The sequence below is a fragment of the Henriciella litoralis genome (assembly GCF_002088935.1).
In the GTDB taxonomy this organism is placed as follows: Bacteria; Pseudomonadota; Alphaproteobacteria; order Caulobacterales; family Hyphomonadaceae; genus Henriciella; species Henriciella litoralis.
The window spans coordinates 2426889-2442531 of record NZ_NCSS01000006.1; the positions used below are offsets into that span (position 1 = coordinate 2426889).

At 60.1% G+C, this 15643-nt stretch carries 14 protein-coding genes; 6 read left to right on the top strand and 8 right to left on the bottom strand.

What is annotated here, in order from left to right:
- Positions 1-2: 2 nt before the first annotated feature.
- Positions 3-1139, bottom strand: a complete 1137-nt coding sequence (gene ispG, locus B8783_RS15410) for a flavodoxin-dependent (E)-4-hydroxy-3-methylbut-2-enyl-diphosphate synthase (protein ID WP_084420969.1) — start codon at positions 1137-1139, stop codon at positions 3-5.
- A gap of 138 nt (positions 1140-1277) precedes the next feature.
- Here ispG and B8783_RS15415 point away from each other — a divergent pair, with 138 nt between their 5' ends.
- Both B8783_RS15415 and B8783_RS15420 read left to right on the top strand, forming a co-directional pair.
- Positions 1278-1883 (top strand): TadE/TadG family type IV pilus assembly protein, encoded by a 606-nt coding sequence (locus tag B8783_RS15415; protein WP_233355818.1) that lies wholly within the window; start codon positions 1278-1280, stop codon positions 1881-1883.
- 3 nt (positions 1884-1886) lie between these two features.
- On the top strand, positions 1887-2426 hold the full coding sequence (locus tag B8783_RS15420) for a TadE/TadG family type IV pilus assembly protein (RefSeq protein ID WP_084420970.1): 540 nt from the start codon (positions 1887-1889) through the stop codon (positions 2424-2426).
- On the opposite strand, the gene B8783_RS15425 is transcribed toward B8783_RS15420, so the two are convergent.
- Positions 2427-3917 (bottom strand): MFS transporter, encoded by a 1491-nt coding sequence (locus B8783_RS15425; RefSeq protein ID WP_084422139.1) that lies wholly within the window; start codon positions 3915-3917, stop codon positions 2427-2429.
- 209 nt (positions 3918-4126) lie between these two features.
- Between B8783_RS15425 and B8783_RS15430 the strand changes: the two genes are divergently transcribed.
- The gene (locus B8783_RS15430) at positions 4127-6385 is read left to right on the top strand and encodes a TonB-dependent receptor family protein (RefSeq protein WP_169711818.1); all 2259 of its coding nucleotides are present in this window, start codon (positions 4127-4129) and stop codon (positions 6383-6385) included.
- Positions 6386-6388: 3 nt separating this feature from the next.
- Here the strand turns inward: B8783_RS15430 and B8783_RS15435 are convergent, their stop codons facing one another.
- From B8783_RS15435 to B8783_RS15445, 3 genes are read right to left on the bottom strand one after another with little or no spacing between them, the layout of a single operon-like run.
- Positions 6389-7186 carry a tyrosine-protein phosphatase gene (locus tag B8783_RS15435; protein ID WP_233355819.1) on the bottom strand — a complete coding sequence of 266 codons (798 nt, stop codon included), beginning with the start codon at positions 7184-7186 and terminating at the stop codon, positions 6389-6391.
- Between the two features lie 56 nt (positions 7187-7242).
- Positions 7243-8694, bottom strand: coding sequence for an AMP nucleosidase (locus B8783_RS15440; protein WP_084420973.1), 1452 nt, complete (start codon positions 8692-8694; stop codon positions 7243-7245).
- 30 nt (positions 8695-8724) lie between these two features.
- Positions 8725-10515, bottom strand: coding sequence for a hypothetical protein (locus B8783_RS15445; protein WP_084420974.1), 1791 nt, complete (start codon positions 10513-10515; stop codon positions 8725-8727).
- 87 nt (positions 10516-10602) lie between these two features.
- On the opposite strand from B8783_RS15445, the gene B8783_RS15450 reads away from it, so the two are divergent.
- Together B8783_RS15450 and B8783_RS15455 are read left to right on the top strand one after the other, a co-directional pair.
- The gene (locus B8783_RS15450; RefSeq protein ID WP_084420975.1) at positions 10603-11583 is read left to right on the top strand and encodes a glycosyltransferase; all 981 of its coding nucleotides are present in this window, start codon (positions 10603-10605) and stop codon (positions 11581-11583) included.
- Positions 11580-12686, top strand: coding sequence for a GtrA family protein (locus tag B8783_RS15455; RefSeq protein WP_169711819.1), 1107 nt, complete (start codon positions 11580-11582; stop codon positions 12684-12686). Before B8783_RS15450 ends, B8783_RS15455 begins: the two co-directional genes overlap by 4 nt.
- Positions 12687-12688: 2 nt before the next feature.
- Here B8783_RS15455 and B8783_RS15460 read toward each other — a convergent pair whose 3' ends face one another.
- The 3 genes from B8783_RS15460 to B8783_RS15470 form a co-directional block, all read right to left on the bottom strand.
- Complete coding sequence (locus tag B8783_RS15460) at positions 12689-12991, bottom strand: hypothetical protein (protein ID WP_084420977.1); 303 nt, start codon at positions 12989-12991, stop codon at positions 12689-12691.
- A 96-nt stretch (positions 12992-13087) separates the two neighbouring features.
- Entirely contained in the window at positions 13088-13954 is an 867-nt protein-coding gene (locus B8783_RS15465; RefSeq protein WP_084420978.1) for a hypothetical protein, read from the bottom strand.
- Between the two features lie 78 nt (positions 13955-14032).
- Complete coding sequence (locus B8783_RS15470) at positions 14033-14866, bottom strand: ZIP family metal transporter (protein ID WP_084420979.1); 834 nt, start codon at positions 14864-14866, stop codon at positions 14033-14035.
- Between the two features lie 151 nt (positions 14867-15017).
- Between B8783_RS15470 and B8783_RS15475 the strand changes: the two genes are divergently transcribed.
- Positions 15018-15641 carry a ZrgA family zinc uptake protein gene (locus tag B8783_RS15475; protein ID WP_084420980.1) on the top strand — a complete coding sequence of 208 codons (624 nt, stop codon included), beginning with the start codon at positions 15018-15020 and terminating at the stop codon, positions 15639-15641.
- Positions 15642-15643 lie beyond the last annotated feature (2 nt).

Here is a 15643-nt window from a genome sequence, read left to right on the forward strand (position 1 = left end):
CCTTATTGCGCCGCGACTGTCTCTTCAGCTTCGCGCTGGGCGCGCAGGCGTTCGGCCTTTTCCTCGACCTGCTGGACGATATGCTCGACCATGTCGCCGTTGGAGACCTTGTGGTCAGGCCGGCCTGAGACGTACATCATGCCGCTTTCCTTGCCGCCGCCGGTAAAGCCCATATCGGTGAGGGCAGCTTCGCCCGGCCCGTTGACGACGCAGCCGATGATCGACAGTGAAATCGGCTCTGTGATGTGCGAGAGGCGGTCTTCCAGGATTTCGACCGTCTTGATGACGTCAAAGCCCTGACGCGCGCAGCTGGGGCAGGCGACGATGTTGACGCCGCGCGTGCGAAGGCCCAGCGATTTCAGCATTTCAAAGCCGACTTTGACTTCCTCGACCGGGTCTGCCGATAGCGAGACGCGGATCGTGTCGCCAATGCCCATCCAGAGCAGATTGCCCATGCCGATGGCGGATTTCACCGTGCCGGTGCGAAGGCCGCCCGCTTCGGTAATCCCGAGGTGCAGCGGCGCGTCCGTAACCTCGGCGAGCTTCTGGTAAGCGGCGACCGTCAGGAACATGTCCGAGGCCTTTACCGAGATCTTGTACTCATGAAAGCCTAGATCATCGAGGATACGAGCATGATCGAGCGCGCTTTCGACCATCGCATCGGGGCAAGGCTCGCCGTATTTTTCAAGCAGGTGGCGCTCTAGCGAGCCGCCATTCACGCCGATACGGATCGAGCAGCCATTGGCGCGCGCGGCGTTGACGACTTCGCGCACGCGGTCTTTCGAGCCGATATTGCCGGGATTGATCCGGAGGCAAGCCGCGCCTGCATCGGCCGCTTCGATCCCGCGTTTATAGTGAAAGTGAATGTCCGCCACGATCGGGACAGGGCTGAGGCGGCAGATTTCCGGCATGGCGGCGGTAGATTCCACCGTCGGGCATGAGACGCGCACGATATCTGCCCCGGCCTCTGCGGCGCGCTCGATCTGCGCGATTGTGGCGCTCGCATCTTCGGTCGGTGTGTTGGTCATGGTCTGCACAGCGATAGGGGCGTCGCCGCCGACTTCGACAGGACCGACATTAATCTTGCGCGATTTGCGCCGTTCGATGGACCGCCATGGCCTTACGGGGTTGTGGCTCATCTAGATCACCTTGGCATGTTTCTCGTCTCTATGTGGTCAAACAAGGTGGCAAGGTAAAGGCAGACGCTGACGTCCGGCCTCAGAAGCATCAAATTTCACCTATGGGCTGAACGTGATCTCAACCGAGCGGAGCTAAGGATGTGTGCTGATAAAGATCGCTCGGCGCGAAAGGCCTCCATGTTCCCGTTTATTCTGCCAGGAATATTTGCTCCGCATCTGCACAAAAGGCTGAAGGCCTGGGCTGCGGACAATCGCGGCGTTGCGGCCGTTGAATTCGCGATGATTGCTGTGCCGTTCTTCTTCCTGATTTTCGGCCTGCTGGAGATCTGTGTGATCTTCATCATGTCGTCGGTTCTCGAGCATGGCCTCAATGAGGCCGCGCGTGGCATTCGGACCGGCCAGCTGCAAAGCGCTGATGGCTTTGACCGCGACGGTTTTGAGGACATTCTGTGCTCTGAGGTGTTCGAGCTGTTTGAGTGCAAGGGCAAGATCCAGCTCGACGTCAAAACCTTTGACAGCTTTGCCGCGACGGGCAATCCGAGCCCGATCGATGATGATGGCGAAATGAACACCGACGATTTCGCGTTTGATCCAGGCGGAGCAAATGACATTGTGGTCGTGCGCGCCTTCTATGCGTGGGACCTGATGACGCCTGTGCTGAGCGCGCCGCTTGCCAATCTCAGCAATAATCGCCGCCTCCTGCAGTCGACGGTCGTATTCCGCAACGAGCCATTTGGGGACTAGGTGATGCAGAATATTTTCCACAAGGCGCGCCTGCTTCGTAAGGCCAATCGCGGTGTCTCGGCGATCGAATTTGCGCTCATCGCGCCGGTCATGATCCTGATCTATTTCGCGTGTATCGAGCTGTCTTTCATGATGGTGCTCGACCGTAAGGTGACCAGTTCGGCGTCTGCCCTGGGGGACCTGGTCGCGCGGGCCTCGACGGTGACCGATGACGATCTCAGCGATATCTTTGAAGCGTCCCGTATGATCTTCCAGCCGAACCCGATTGGCGATGCCCGGCTGCGCGTGACCAGCATCTATGACGATGGCGGAACGGTGAGAGTCGCGTGGAGCGATGCCATGAACATGTCCGCCTACTCCGATGGTCAGACAATTGAGGTCCCAGACGGCCTGATCCCTTCAGGTGGGTCCGTGATCCTCTCGGAAGTCGAATATGACTATGAGTCGACGCTCGGCTATTTCTTCACCACCAATAAGACGCTGAGAGACAAGTTCTATCTTCGCCCACGCCGGACTGACTTCGTCGCCCGTATTCGCGATTGATCAGTCAGGTGCGTCGTCCACCGCGGGATGGTGCGGTGAGTGGACGGTTGTCAGCACAATAAAGCCAAGAATGAAAAGCAGGCCAATCGCGCTCATGCCGATCCGCTGGTCGCCTGACCATTTGGTGAAAAGCTCCACGAGCAATGGCCCCAGCCAGACCGTGACGGTGCCGGCGATGGCGTAAAGTCCAAAGAATTCGCCAACGCGGTGTGACGGGGCGAGATGGACCAGCATTGAGCGGCTGGACGAAATGCTGGCTGTGGCCGTGACGGCGATGAAGGCGGCCGAGGACAGGTAGACGACATCCGAGAGCGTGTTGAACACTGGCCCGTCCCAGATCGTGAAGCCGGGGATCAGGCCATAGAAAATAGCGTCCGGCGTGATCGACAGCTGATAGACAAGCGTCGCGACCATACCCGAAATCTCGATCATGAGCGCCCGTTTGGGCCCGACAACACCGTCCAGCCAGCCCCCGAAAATGCCACCAGCAAAGGCAAAGAGTGAGGCCAGGACGGCATAGGCCGACAGCTCAACGACGTTCCATTCCAGATAAAGGCCGATATAGACCCCGCCCAAGGCAAGGAGCGCGGCCATACCGTCGGCATACAGCATGCGGGCGCCAAGATATTTCAGGATATTGATGTTCTCAGAGGCGTTTCGGATCGTCCGGTAAAGACCGACCGCGCCATTGCGAGCCGCTTTGCTCCAGCTTGCGCCCGGTGTGCCGCCGTCTTCGGTGTAGAGAAAGAACGGGACCACGAAGACAACAAGCCAGATCGCACAGATTGGCCCGACAAGGCGCTGGTGCTCGCCAGCGGCAACATCCACGCCAAATAGCGGGGCGCTGAATGGCCAGCCGGTCAGCGCGGGCAAGGCGAACGAGAAAACGATGGCGGCCATCAGGATGGCGCCGGCCAGATTGCCCAAAGCCAGACCGAGGCCCGAAATAGCGGGCAGCGAGCCCGGACGCCCATTGACGTTCAGCATCGAATTGTGGGTCACCTCTGAATAGGTGTAGCCGACCGAGGCCAGCACCAGCGCCGTCATACCCATCCAGATCGGCATGCCCGTGTCATCAGGCGTGACCCAGTAAAGCGAAAACGACATCACAGCCATCAGGCCGAGGAAGACGACCATCAGTGGTTTGCGTCGCCCGCCCCGGTCGAGTGCGGCGCCCAGGAAGGGCGCTGTGAAGGCGGCGATGAAGCCTGCATATTTCACTAGACCGGAAATCGTCGCCTGGCCTTCGGCATTGGCCGCTGCGCGCTGGGCGGCGCCATCAAGGCCATCGACTGCGCCACTCGCGATCAAATTCTGCCCGATGATCGACGCGAAATAGGGCGCGAACAGATAGATGATAACGAGGATATAATAGGGATTGCGGGCCCATTCGAAGATCGCCCAGGCAAGGCCCCTTCGGTTAAGGGCGCCGCCAAGGTCGATAGTGGGCTCGACCATGGAATCGGGAGCTGTGGTGACGGGTGGATGCATGCGAAAATCTCCCTGGGCGCTCTTTGATGGCACCTCTGGCATGCAGTCTGCGGCATCGTGGCCTAAAGTAAATATGCACTTTTGCATGACGCGACGGAACGCGCTTCTGAGATTGAGAGTAATTGTCACTTGCGTTTGAGATTTGGGGTCGCTAGGCGAGAATAATTCTCATTCACACTTAGATGGCTGCTTCGGGCAGACGCAGGAAAATGACGCGTAAATTACTGATCTCACTTCTTCTTGGCGCCTGTGCTGTGCCTTTCGCAGGCGCGCAGTCGCCTGATTCCACCCCAGAGACGCGGGACGATGATCCCTATCGCTTGCTGTCCACGGTTCTGGTGACCAGTAGCGCCGCCGATGCGAAAGAAGTCGCAGGCTCAGTGTCATTCCTCTCTGACGCTGACCTGTCGGCGCAGGCGCAAACGGATGTTCTGCGCGTGTTGCGCTCTGTGCCCGGCGTCAACATTCAGGAGGAAGACGGGTTTGGCCTTCGTCCGAATATCGGCCTGCGCGGGTCAGGTTCTGACCGGTCTTCGCGGATCGTTCTGATGGAAGACGGCGTGCCGATTTCGCCAGCGCCATATGCGTCTCCATCGGCCTATTACTTCCCGACAACAGGCCGGATGCACGCCATTGAGGTGACAAAGGGGCCAGCGGCAGTGCGCTATGGGCCGCGCACCACGGGCGGCGCGATCAACCTGTTTTCGACCCCCGTCCCGGACGATTTCTCTGCTTTCGGGCAAGCCTTTTTCGGCACCGATGATCGCCAGCGTGTGCATGCCTGGGTCGGTGGACGCGAGGAGGTGGCTGGCACACTGGAGGCGGGCGGCCTGCTGGAAGTGTTTCACGATGAAAGCGACGGCTTCAAGCGGCTCGATTCCGGCGGCCCGACCGGGTTTGACGCCGATGACATTGTCCTGAAGTTCGGCCTCTACAATGAGGATGCTGCGCTGCCGCAGTCGCTGGAATTCAAATATCAGAGCCGCGAGGAAACCTCGCACGAGACCTATCTCGGCCTGACGCTGGATGATTTCAGAGCATCGCCATACCGGCGCTATGATGCGAGCGGGGGCGATGAGTTCAATGGCGAAAACGAACTCTTTCAGCTGACCCACAAGATCGAATTCTCGCCTGAGGTCTCGCTCACCACCATCGCTTATAGCCATGACTTCAACCGCAACTGGTACAAGCTGCAGGGTGTCTCCGCCGCAGGTCTCGGGGCGTCCGGCGATGTCGGCATTTCGGCGATCCTCGCTGACCCGACCACCTATTCGGCTGAGTTCGACCTCATCACCGGTCGGACAAGCCTCGACAATTCCATCGTGCTGCGCGCAAACCGCCGCGCCTATTCCAGCGAGGGTGTGCAGTCGGTCCTCAATTGGCAGACCGGGTTTGCAGGCGCGGACCATGACATCACGGTGGGTGTGCGCCTTCATCAGGATGAAGAGGACCGCTTCCAGGAGGAAGACGCCTATCGTCTGGAAGGCGGTGATCTGTTCCTGACAGATGCCGGTGTGCCGGGCAGTCAGGCCAACCGTGTATCCAGTGGGGACGCGGTGGCGATCTTCATCGAAGACCGGATCCGCTGGGGACGCCTGACGGTCACGCCCGGTGTGCGGATTGAAGATTATGAGCTGACACGGGCCGATTACAGTACCGCTGACCCGACGCGCGCCTTGGGGCCGACGCGGGTCCGGAAGCTGGATGACCAGGTCGTGGTGCCGGGTATTGGCGTTCTCTATCAGGCAACTGATGACCTCACCTTGCTCGCAGGCGTCCATAAGGGGTTTGCCATCGCAAGCCCTGGCAACACCACGTCCGACGCTGAAGAAAGCATCAATTTCGAGGCTGGCGGACGCTATAGTAGTGGCACCTTCGACGTCGAAGCGATTGCCTATTTTAATGATTACTCGAACTTGCTGGGCGTCTGCACGAACTCGTCCGGCGGCAATTGCGTCATTGGCGACCAGTTTGATGGCGGCGAAGTCGACGTCAAAGGTCTGGAGCTGACGGCCGGCTGGGATGCGGCGAGCGTGATGAATACCGAGCTCTCCCTGCCTCTGTCTCTGGTTTACACCTGGACGGATGCCGAGTTTCAGGAAGATTTCGCAAGCAGCTACGAGCCATGGGGCAATGTGGTTGCGGGCGACAGATTGCCTTATGTGCCAGAACACCAGCTGACCATCTCAGCAGGCGTGGAAGCAGCGCGTTGGGGCGCAAACCTCGTTGGCAATTATGTCGATGAAGCCCGTGCGCGCGCCGGACAGGGCGCTATTCCGGCTGGCGAGCGCATCGATAGCCGCTGGGTCGCTGATGCATCCATCTGGTATGATGTGACCGAGAGCATTCGTCTGCGGGCCAAGGCGGAAAACCTGTTCGACGAAGTCTATGCCGCGTCTATCGATCCGGCGGGCCTCCGCCCCGGCAAGCCACAAGAGATTCTGGTCGGCCTGGAGCTCAGCTTCTAGGCCCTAGACCAGCAGTTTCTGGCGGATCACCTCGCGCTTGGCATCATCAACGCCGAGCTTGCCTGCGAGATAGGCGTCGATTGAGCCCGACTGGTCCTTGATCGAGCCAATCGCCGCCTCAAGGAATTGTCGCTCCACGCCAATGAAGGGCTGGTAGACGGCCGCGTCGAATGACTTTGAGAGCAGGTCGTTGAAATAGTCGCGCGCCTCGGGAAGGCGCGTTGCGACGTCAGCGGCCTCATTCGTCAGTTCATAATCGACAAAGATGTCGTCCATCGACACTCCAAGGGTATGGTGCGTGAGCGCGCAGAGGATGCCGGTGCGGTCTTTGCCGGCGGCGCAATTGACGAGGCCGGCCTCATCGTCGGGCATCTGCGAAAGGTGGTCGAACCAGGCCGAATAGGTCGAGATGAGATTGTCGCGATAAGGCGCCTGTACGTAGTAATCCCGCATCCAGCCTTTCGAGGCTTCGGCATCGACAGCGACCTGTTTCAGGAAGTTGACGTGCGGCGCATCCTTTTCGCGCCCAAGGTCTGAATAGAGGCGATTTACACCAGCCACGGGCCATCTGTCGCCGTGGCGCTCACGCTCATCCGGACGGCGGAGATCGGCCTGTACCGTGATGTTGAAGAGGTTGATGGCGGCAAGATCATTTTCGGAGGCTTCACCGAAATGGCCAGACCGGAAGAGTTTGCCTGGCTTTATGCGGGCGCCATCCACGCCTTCATATCCGCCAAAGTCACGGAAATTCCTGACGCCTTCCAGCGGTTTGATCCTGTCATCCATAATCTTCTGTCTCACACCTGTTGCCTGCCTGCCCTCAGCTAGGGTGGCGGGCACTTGGCGTCCACCCGGTCCTAGCGGAAAGGTGGCTCGTCGAAGGCGCGGAGCTTGCGCGAATGCAGCGCGGCGCCGCCATCACGGGCGAGCCGCTCCAGCGTTTCGATGCCGATGCGGATATGCTCTCCAATCGCACGCTCATAGAAGCGATTGGCCGCGCCGGGCAGCTTGATCTCGCCGTGCAGAGGCTTGTCCGATACGCAGAGCAACACGCCATAAGGCACGCGGAGGCGATAGCCATTGGCCGCGATCGTGGCGCTTTCCATGTCGATGCCAATGGCGCGTGACTGGTTGAAGCGGCGAGCCGTCTCGGTGAAGCGAAGCTCCCAGTTGCGGTCATCAGTCGTAACGACCGTGCCAGTGCGCAGGCGTTTTTTGAGCGCGTCGCCTTGTTCGCCGGTGACATCGGCAGCAGCCTGCTGAAGCGCGATCTGCACTTCGGCAATTGGTGGAACCGGAATGTCTGGCGACAGGACACCGTCGAGCACATGATCATCGCGCAGATAGGCGTGGGCGAGGACGTAGTCGCCAATCTGCTGGGAGTGGCGAAGGCCGCCGCAATGGCCGACCATCAGCCAGCATTCCGGACGAAGCACGGCCAGATGGTCTGTGATCGTCTTCGCATTGGATGGCCCGACGCCGATATTGACGAGGGTGATGCCCGTGCGGTCTTCGGCCATCAGGTGATAGGCTGGCATCTGGAAGCGGCGCCATGGGGCCGCGTCGATGGCGGTTTTGGCGTCAGGTGTATTGCCGTCGACCTGGAGGCCACCTGCAACCGAAAGGCCGGTATAGCGCGAGCCTTTGTGAAGCTGTTCAACGCCCCAGTCGCAGAACGCATCGACATAGCGGTGATAGTTGGTGAACAGGACATAGCGCTGCATGTGCTCTACCGGCGTGCCGGTGTAGTGCGCGAGGCGCTTTAGTGAAAAGTCCGTGCGCGGGGCATCGAACAGGGAGAGCGGCCGGTGGGATCCAGGGTCATAGAGTTCGCCATCGGCGACTTCATCGCCAATCGCGCCAAGATGCGGCGACGGGAACCAGCGCGCGAGCTCAGCCGGGCTGACTTCATCGAGGCCACCTGCATCCGCCTTGTCCCAAACATAGGCGTAAGGGATTTCTGAGCCCGATGGTTTGACCTCGATCTCGACCGGATAGTCCCGCATCAGCGGCGTTAGCTGTTCCAGCAGATAGGGCCGGAAATAGTCAGGCCGGGTGACGGTGGTGATATAGGTGCCAGCTTCGGACATTTTGCCGAATGCGCGCGAGATCGGCGGCGGCGGGCCTTCCGGGTCATAGCGGATGATCAGGGCCGGATAGCAGAAGGCGCGAGAGACCCGAAGGTCTGCATCGGGCGCCGTTCCGCTTGCGAGGTAGGATTCAAGGCTTGACGTAAGTGCGCTCACGGCCTGCTGGTACAGGCGCTCCAGCGCATCGACGACTTTTTCTGGTGTATCTAGATTTGACATGCTTCCCGTTGCCGCAAAGCTGCGCGGGCGTCAATTCCGGTCGAACGCAATCGTGTAGATGACAGGTCCGTCTCCTGCCGGTGTGGCGGTGTTCAAAGGCACCAGCCAGTTTGGCAGATCGCCCTTTTTCAGATCAGCCGCAAAACCGTCAGGTCCGCGTTCGGCATAGCCTTCAAGTTCGTTGAGGCCTGGACAGTAAAGCAGGTGCGTGGCGCCCGTCCGCGCAATCTTCTGGCGTGCCTCTTCGGTCGGTCCGGTGAAGACGCTGATCGCGGTCTGAATGGCTTGCGCATTTCGGTGGTAGGGCGCTGCGGTTGCGTAATGGCGGGTATGATAGATGAGCGGCGCGCCAAGATCGATCGGTGTGAAGACAATCATGCGAGGAGCGGCAGCGATCGTGCGATAGCTTTCGGCAGACTTGCAGTCCGCAGCGGCGGCGGCCTGCGCGTCCTCAGATGGCGGCGGCGCGAGGAGGCCGGGAAGACGCCAGCCAATCGGCGATATGATGAGCGCCCCAGCAAAGAGCGCCAGCGCCGCCGGCGTGCCACGGGAGTTGAACCAGCGAGAGAACAGCTCCCCGAAGACCAGTCCGGCCGCGATCACAGCCGCGCCGTGAGATAGAATTGTGCCCCGCAGCTGCCAGATCGCGATCAGAAGGGCGAGCGTACAGAACGCAACCAGCGCCGCCCGGGCAAAGCGCAACCCAATTGGAGCTGTAACCAGGGCGAAGATGGCGCAACCAAGCCCGGCAAAGGCGAAACCATAGTAGAAGAGCCCATCGGCGACACTGTCTGCGAAGACGGCGCCCATAGACCGCGCTTCCCCGACAAGGTTTAGCCAGCCCGTCTGGACCTCTTTCGGCATGCCGGCATAAGGGTCGCCAAGACATCCCGGATTGACCACGACAAAGCTGATCGCAGCCGCGGTCCCCGCAATGGCCAGCAGGATCAGTCGGCTGCGCCAGTTGCGGGTGGTTGGCATGGCGGTCGCGATGGCGAACATGCCAGCCCCGGCGACCAGAAGCGCAACAAAGTGCGACTGGCCAAGCGCATCGCAGACGGCCCGTTCGCCGCCCGCGCCCGGCGCGTCGAAAATATAGGCGACGAGTGTTGCGACAACGAGGGTTGCCCCGAAGAAGCGAAGCCGGTTTGTCTCGGCTTCTCCGCGCACGATCCAGGCCATGCCGAAGGCGCCGATCGTGAAGGCTGCGGCAGGCAGATTTTCGATCGCGACCGTCAACATGGCAGCGACGCTGAGGCCCGCAATGATGGCGGATCGCCCCGTCTTTCGTTCGGACAGGAGGCAGGCGAATGCCGTCAGCGTCAAAGCAAGGCCAAGCCCGTGATGATCGACGCGGCCTGGGAGGAAATTGACGATGGCGAAGGACACGCAGAAGAAGAACATGCCTGCAAGCTGGCCGCTGAGCGTTGCGCCGAGACGGCGAAGTGAAACAGCAAGCGCCGCCAGGACCCAGCCGAGCTGCAGGAGGGGCCAGATCGTCGCCGCCAGCCCTTCAGCAGAGGCGCGGCCAATCAGCGGCTGAAACAGAAACACGATCCCTGCGATGAAAAGATCGGGCAGCCGCGACCAATGCATCGCGCCGCCGTCTGATGTCAGCAGGCGTTTCTGGTCGACATCGAACCAGCCGGAATCGCCGCTCAGAAGGTCGCGGACCTGCTGCATGCGCAGCATGTCGTCATTGCCCAGCAGGTCTCCGCCAAGTGCGGGGCCAGCCCGCAATGAGGCCGCGATAATCGCGATAAGCCCGAAGGCCAGCAGCGGCCAGAGCGGGGCTTTTTGAGGGTCTGAACGCGTTTCCATCAGGTCTCACTTGAAAGGTCGCAGGCGTAACCAGCTGTTCACCAGGCTCTGTTAAGCCCTGATTGTGGTTACTGAAAGGCTGACAGCATGAAGACTGCGAACCTTGAAACATTCGATCCGCGCCCGGTGTCTGACGCGGAAGAGGCGCGCATTGCGGTCACTTTGCCTTGTTATAATGAAGCGGCGACCATCGCGGATGTCATCGCAGCCTTTCGCACAGCGCTTCCGGCCGCAGATATCTATGTCTTCGACAATAACTCCACAGATGGCACCGCTGAGATCGCCCGCCAGGCTGGCGCGATCGTGCGCACCGAGATGCGTCAGGGCAAAGGCCATGTGGTTCGCCGTATCTTCGCTGATGTCGAAGCGGACATTTACGTCATGGCAGATGGCGATGGCACTTATGATGCCTCGCTTGCGCCCACCCTTATTGAGCTGATGAAGCGCAATCATGTCGATATGGTCGTGGGGACACGCGCCAATGTGACCAAGGATGCAGGCCGCGGTGGCCACGCCTTTGGCAACAGCATCTTCAACAGGCTGTTCAACGCCATGTTCGGGCGCCAGTTCAGCGACATCTTTTCCGGCTACCGCGTTTTCTCGCGCCGGTTCGTGAAGTCATTCCCAGCTGTGTCCGGCGGGTTTGAGATCGAGACCGAAATGTCGGTCCATTCCTGCCAGATCGGGATCCCGACCCTGGAACGGCCAACGCCTTATGGTGTGCGGCCAGAAGATTCAGCCTCAAAGCTGCGGACCTTCCGGGACGGTTTCCGTATTCTCGGCATGTTCTTCATGCTGGCCAAGGAGACCCGTCCAGCGGCCTTCTTCGGCGCGATCGGCCTGCTTCTGACGCTTTGCGCACTGGGGCTCTCAGCGCCAATTATCATGACTTATCTTGAAACGGGTCTTGTGCCGCGCTTCCCGACAGCAGTGCTCTCCATGGGGCTGATCATCGTCGCGACCGTGGCGGCTGTGTGCGGCTTGATCCTCGACAGCCTGGCCCGCGCGCGAGTTGAAGCGAAGCGATCGGTCTTCCTCAGCTATCCTGCAGGGAAATGGTCGAAATGATTTCATCGCATCAGGCGCAACGCATATTCCGCTTCGGAATTGTTGGCGGGGTCGGCTTTGTCGTCGACGCAGCAATTGTAACGGCGCTTATCCATAGCGGCCTCGACCCGTTCAGCTCACGTGCGATCTCCATGGGGGCCGCCACACTTGTGACCTGGCGGCTCAACCGCTCCTTCACCTTCAAGCCAAGCCAATCAAGCCAGGCGAGCGAAGGTGTACGGTATGCGTTCGTTGCCGGCTGCGCCGCGCTTGCCAACTATCTTGTCTATGCCGCGCTAGTGATGAGCAGCATTCATATGATCCCGGCCGTCGCTGTCGCTGTCGCAAGCGCGGTCTCGATGTGGATCTCATACTTTGGCTATGGGCATATCGCCTTTCGTCGTAAGGCCGTGCGCCCGGACCGCGGTGGCACAACCGAGATGCCTTATACAGGCGTTGAGGAGCTCGATATCCTGGCCAATGCGAAGAACTATAATCGCTCACTCAGTGAGTTTGTCGCTGCGCCGATGCAGCCCGGTGACCGGGTTCTCGATTTCGGGGCCGGCATCGGCTCTTTCTCCCGCCCGCTTCGCGGCGAGGTGGCCTCGCTCACCTGTCTTGAGCCGGATGAGCGTCTTAGCCGCCGGCTGGAAAGCGAAGGTTTTGAGGTTGCCCGGTCGGCAGATGAAGTCGCTGATGCCTCAGTGGACTATGCCTTTACGCTGAACGTGCTCGAGCACATCGAAGACGACAAGACGGCGATGGCTGATCTCTATCGGATGATCAAGCCGGGCGGACGTCTGGCTGTCTACGTGCCCGCTTTCGATTTCCTGTACTCGAACATGGACAAGAAAGTTGGACATTGGCGCCGCTATGGCCGCCGTGAACTGGTCGAGAAGCTGCGCGATGCGGGTTTCTACGTCGAGAAGGTGCGGTTTGCCGATAGTCTGGGTGTGCCGGCGACAATGGCATTCAAGCTGGTCGACAATGGATCCGGCGATGTCAGCGAAAAGTCGATCACGATTTATGATCGTCTCATCTTTCCGTTTTCAAGGGCGCTGGACGTTATCGCCGGGCGCTTCTTTGGCAAGAATCTGGCTGTGTACGCTGTGCGGCCGAACTAACCCTATCCGGGGATTGGCGCACGCAGCACGATGAAGGCAATTCCGTAAACCTGTAGCGCGACGAGGGCGAGACCCCCGACCAGAGCGATGAAGAAGCGCCGCCAGCATGTGCCCTGGCTGAGGGCCATCAGGCCTGCACCAAGCCCACCCAATAGTGTTGAAACGGCGAGCGGATCAGCCCGCCCAAGGCCATAAATCGAATCCATCGCATAAACGGCGAGCGGCGCGCAGACCAGCAGGGCTCCAAGGATCAGAAGCGGCCGCTCCACGCGTTTGGCCCATACGTCCCCAGTCTGATTTGCCATGCTTTATTATCCGGTCAGCCCGGGGCCATTTCGCCCAAAGCAGGAACACCTGTCACCCTTGTTTTGAACAAAGATGTGGATCGGCTCGCCAGATGTTTACTGGATGGGCACAGCGCGCGCCGGATGAATGTCCGGCAGGATGCGTTCGTCGAATATGCAGGTCTGAAGCGTGCCGGGATCAGACCGGTCTGGCGCAGCGAGATAGGCCTGCATCGCAAGTATCGCTGTCTCTTCTATGTCTTCCGGGCTGACCGTCTCTGTCGTGCGGGCCAGAAGGCGGCGGGCGCGGCAGCGATAGAGGCGGACATGTTTCACATCTGCTGCGTCTTCACCCGCGCGCAGGCGATGAAAAGCATTGAGCTGAGCTTCAGAACTTACCGACAGGGCGGCCGGCCAGCCAGCTCTATGCGGCCATGCGAGCCAGAGCTGGGAGGTGGGATTGTCGGCATCAACTTGCCGGAAAGTGACCGACAGGATGAGGCCGCCTCTGGTCTCGGTCGTCTTGATATCGGCCTGCCTGCGGCGGGCGAGCCTTTCCAGCCAGCTGGAAATGGCAGCGTCGCGGAGCTTCCAGGCGGCGTCATCTTCTCCAATGGCGAGGCTTGCGGCGGTGTAGAGCAGGAGCGACTTGCTGTCCGTCAGTGTGCCGACTTGTTCAAAATGGCTCACGGCCGCCTCTGCATTGCCATCCCAGACTGACGACATGGCCGCGAGCCTGTGAGCCTCGGGGACTTCCGGGCGGTCCGGGCAGCGATCAATGAAAGCCTCAGTGACACGGACGGTGTAGGCGGGCGTCACTTCTTCAGTGGGGTTCGTCAGTGCGGCCTGCCAGGCGCTCACATCGGTCAATGAGCAGGCTGGCACATCAGGCGCTTCGGCCAGTGCAAAACGGGACAGGCCGGTATAGGTCGAAATAACCGAAACAAGCAGCGCACCTGCGTATCTTAACACCGTTTTGCGCATCTTCACTCCTGCCGGTTACCTTTAGCTAACCATGGCGAGTGCAAGTGCGATGCCGTTCAGAGCGAGCAGGCCAAAATATCAGAGGCGATTGCCGGACGGATCGGCGTCTTTGCCTGGTAAATAAGGGGCCGGCATTTCGTGGGTATCATGATCATCGTGCAAACCTGCATGGTCGTCATCATGCACAGGCGCCATGACCAGAATGACGGCGGCGCCGATCCCGGCGGCGATGGCGCCAAGGCCACGCGCGGGCTTCATATCCTTCAGAGGGGCCATCAGCGGTCCGGTCGCTACATATATCAGCAGGCCGGCCGAGACGGCAAATAGCGAGCCGATGGTCTCCGGACCCATGCCATAGACGAAGGGACCAGATATGATGACGCCAAGCGGTGTTGTCGCTGCCGCTGCGACGAAGGCGAGCCAGAAGGATTTCACATTGCTGACGCCATATTTGCGAAGGATCGCAAAAGCGATCACGCCTTCTGGAAACTCATGCAGGGTCAGACCCACAGCGGCATAAACGCCTGAGGCAAAGCTCGCCGCGAATGTGACCGCGTAAATAACGCCGTCCAGAAGGGAGTGGATGGCGATGGCGATGATGGGGGTGATGGCCTCGTGCTGGCTGCCGCCGTCCGGCTTGGTCGGAAACAGGGCACTCACCGCCTTGTTCAGAAGCAGCCCGCCGAAAAAACCAACAGCCAGCCACGCAGGCGCATTTGGCGCGAGGTGAAAGGCTTCTGGAATGATGTGGAGGAAGGCGAGTGTCGTCAGCATCCCCGCAGCCGCAAGGCCGAACAGGGACGCGTTGCGCTCACTCCACGGCGCCCGCTGGGCCACGAAGATCAGTCCGACAGTTGTGCAGAAAGCGGCGATCAGCCCGAAGAAGAGCGGCGCCTGCATGGAAGACCACATGTTTCCGATTGCCTTGCAGGTTTCTTGCTGAAAAGACAGCTAAAGGTTCAAAGGGCGCGATTGCTACGTGGGGCATGTTATAGTATCTCATTTCAGGGATTGCGACCCCTTTTGTAACGAGGCGCTGCTGCCTGCGCCGGAAAGGTCATTGATGACGCTGAAATATCCACTGTCGGCCCTGCTGATATCGAGTGCGCTTCTTGTTGGCTGTTCGCCGGGCTCGCCTGACGCGCCAGAGGATACCGTGACCCCGGAAGCGCCCGCCGCGCCGGCTGAGCCTGCCGAACCGCAGGCGGACACTGACAATGCTGTCGATGCCCTTGAGGAAGCTGGGGCCGGACGGCTCGAAGCGCATGAACATGGACATGCTAATCTTGTCGCCGCGATGGACGGCGACATGCTGACGGTCACATTCGAGTCGCCGCTCATGTCTGTGATCGGCTTCGAGCATGAGCCGGAAACAGAAAAGCAGGTGGCCGCGATGGAAGCGCTCCAGGACTCGCTCAGCGAGACGGCTAATTTTGTGACATTGAACAGTCAGGCCGGTTGTCTGCCATCTCAGACTGAGACCGCGACGCGGATGACTGGCGACCATGGTGAGCTTCGGGTCGAGCACGTCTTTCAGTGTTCGTCGCCCGAGCGCCTCAAGCAGGTCGATCTGGTGATGCTCGCGCAATATCCGGACATCAAAACGGTCGATGCCGTTTTTGTCTCCGATACACAGCAAGCCGCTGCGGAACTGACAGGCGCGACGACTGCGCTCAACATTGACTAGGC

What these genes read in the sequence shown, in the direction of transcription:
- ispG (WP_084420969.1), bottom strand. Translation starts at nt 1,139, where the DNA reads ATGAGCCACAACCCCGTAAGGCCATGGCGGTCCATCGAACGGCGCAAA.
- B8783_RS15415 (WP_233355818.1), top strand. Translation starts at nt 1,278, where the DNA reads ATGTGTGCTGATAAAGATCGCTCGGCGCGAAAGGCCTCCATGTTCCCG.
- B8783_RS15420 (WP_084420970.1), top strand. Translation starts at nt 1,887, where the DNA reads ATGCAGAATATTTTCCACAAGGCGCGCCTGCTTCGTAAGGCCAATCGC.
- B8783_RS15425 (WP_084422139.1), bottom strand. Translation starts at nt 3,917, where the DNA reads ATGCATCCACCCGTCACCACAGCTCCCGATTCCATGGTCGAGCCCACT.
- B8783_RS15430 (WP_169711818.1), top strand. Translation starts at nt 4,127, where the DNA reads ATGACGCGTAAATTACTGATCTCACTTCTTCTTGGCGCCTGTGCTGTG.
- B8783_RS15440 (WP_084420973.1), bottom strand. Translation starts at nt 8,694, where the DNA reads ATGTCAAATCTAGATACACCAGAAAAAGTCGTCGATGCGCTGGAGCGC.
- B8783_RS15445 (WP_084420974.1), bottom strand. Translation starts at nt 10,515, where the DNA reads ATGGAAACGCGTTCAGACCCTCAAAAAGCCCCGCTCTGGCCGCTGCTG.
- B8783_RS15450 (WP_084420975.1), top strand. Translation starts at nt 10,603, where the DNA reads ATGAAGACTGCGAACCTTGAAACATTCGATCCGCGCCCGGTGTCTGAC.
- B8783_RS15455 (WP_169711819.1), top strand. Translation starts at nt 11,580, where the DNA reads ATGATTTCATCGCATCAGGCGCAACGCATATTCCGCTTCGGAATTGTT.
- B8783_RS15460 (WP_084420977.1), bottom strand. Translation starts at nt 12,991, where the DNA reads ATGGCAAATCAGACTGGGGACGTATGGGCCAAACGCGTGGAGCGGCCG.
- B8783_RS15465 (WP_084420978.1), bottom strand. Translation starts at nt 13,954, where the DNA reads ATGCGCAAAACGGTGTTAAGATACGCAGGTGCGCTGCTTGTTTCGGTT.
- B8783_RS15470 (WP_084420979.1), bottom strand. Translation starts at nt 14,866, where the DNA reads ATGTGGTCTTCCATGCAGGCGCCGCTCTTCTTCGGGCTGATCGCCGCT.
- B8783_RS15475 (WP_084420980.1), top strand. Translation starts at nt 15,018, where the DNA reads ATGACGCTGAAATATCCACTGTCGGCCCTGCTGATATCGAGTGCGCTT.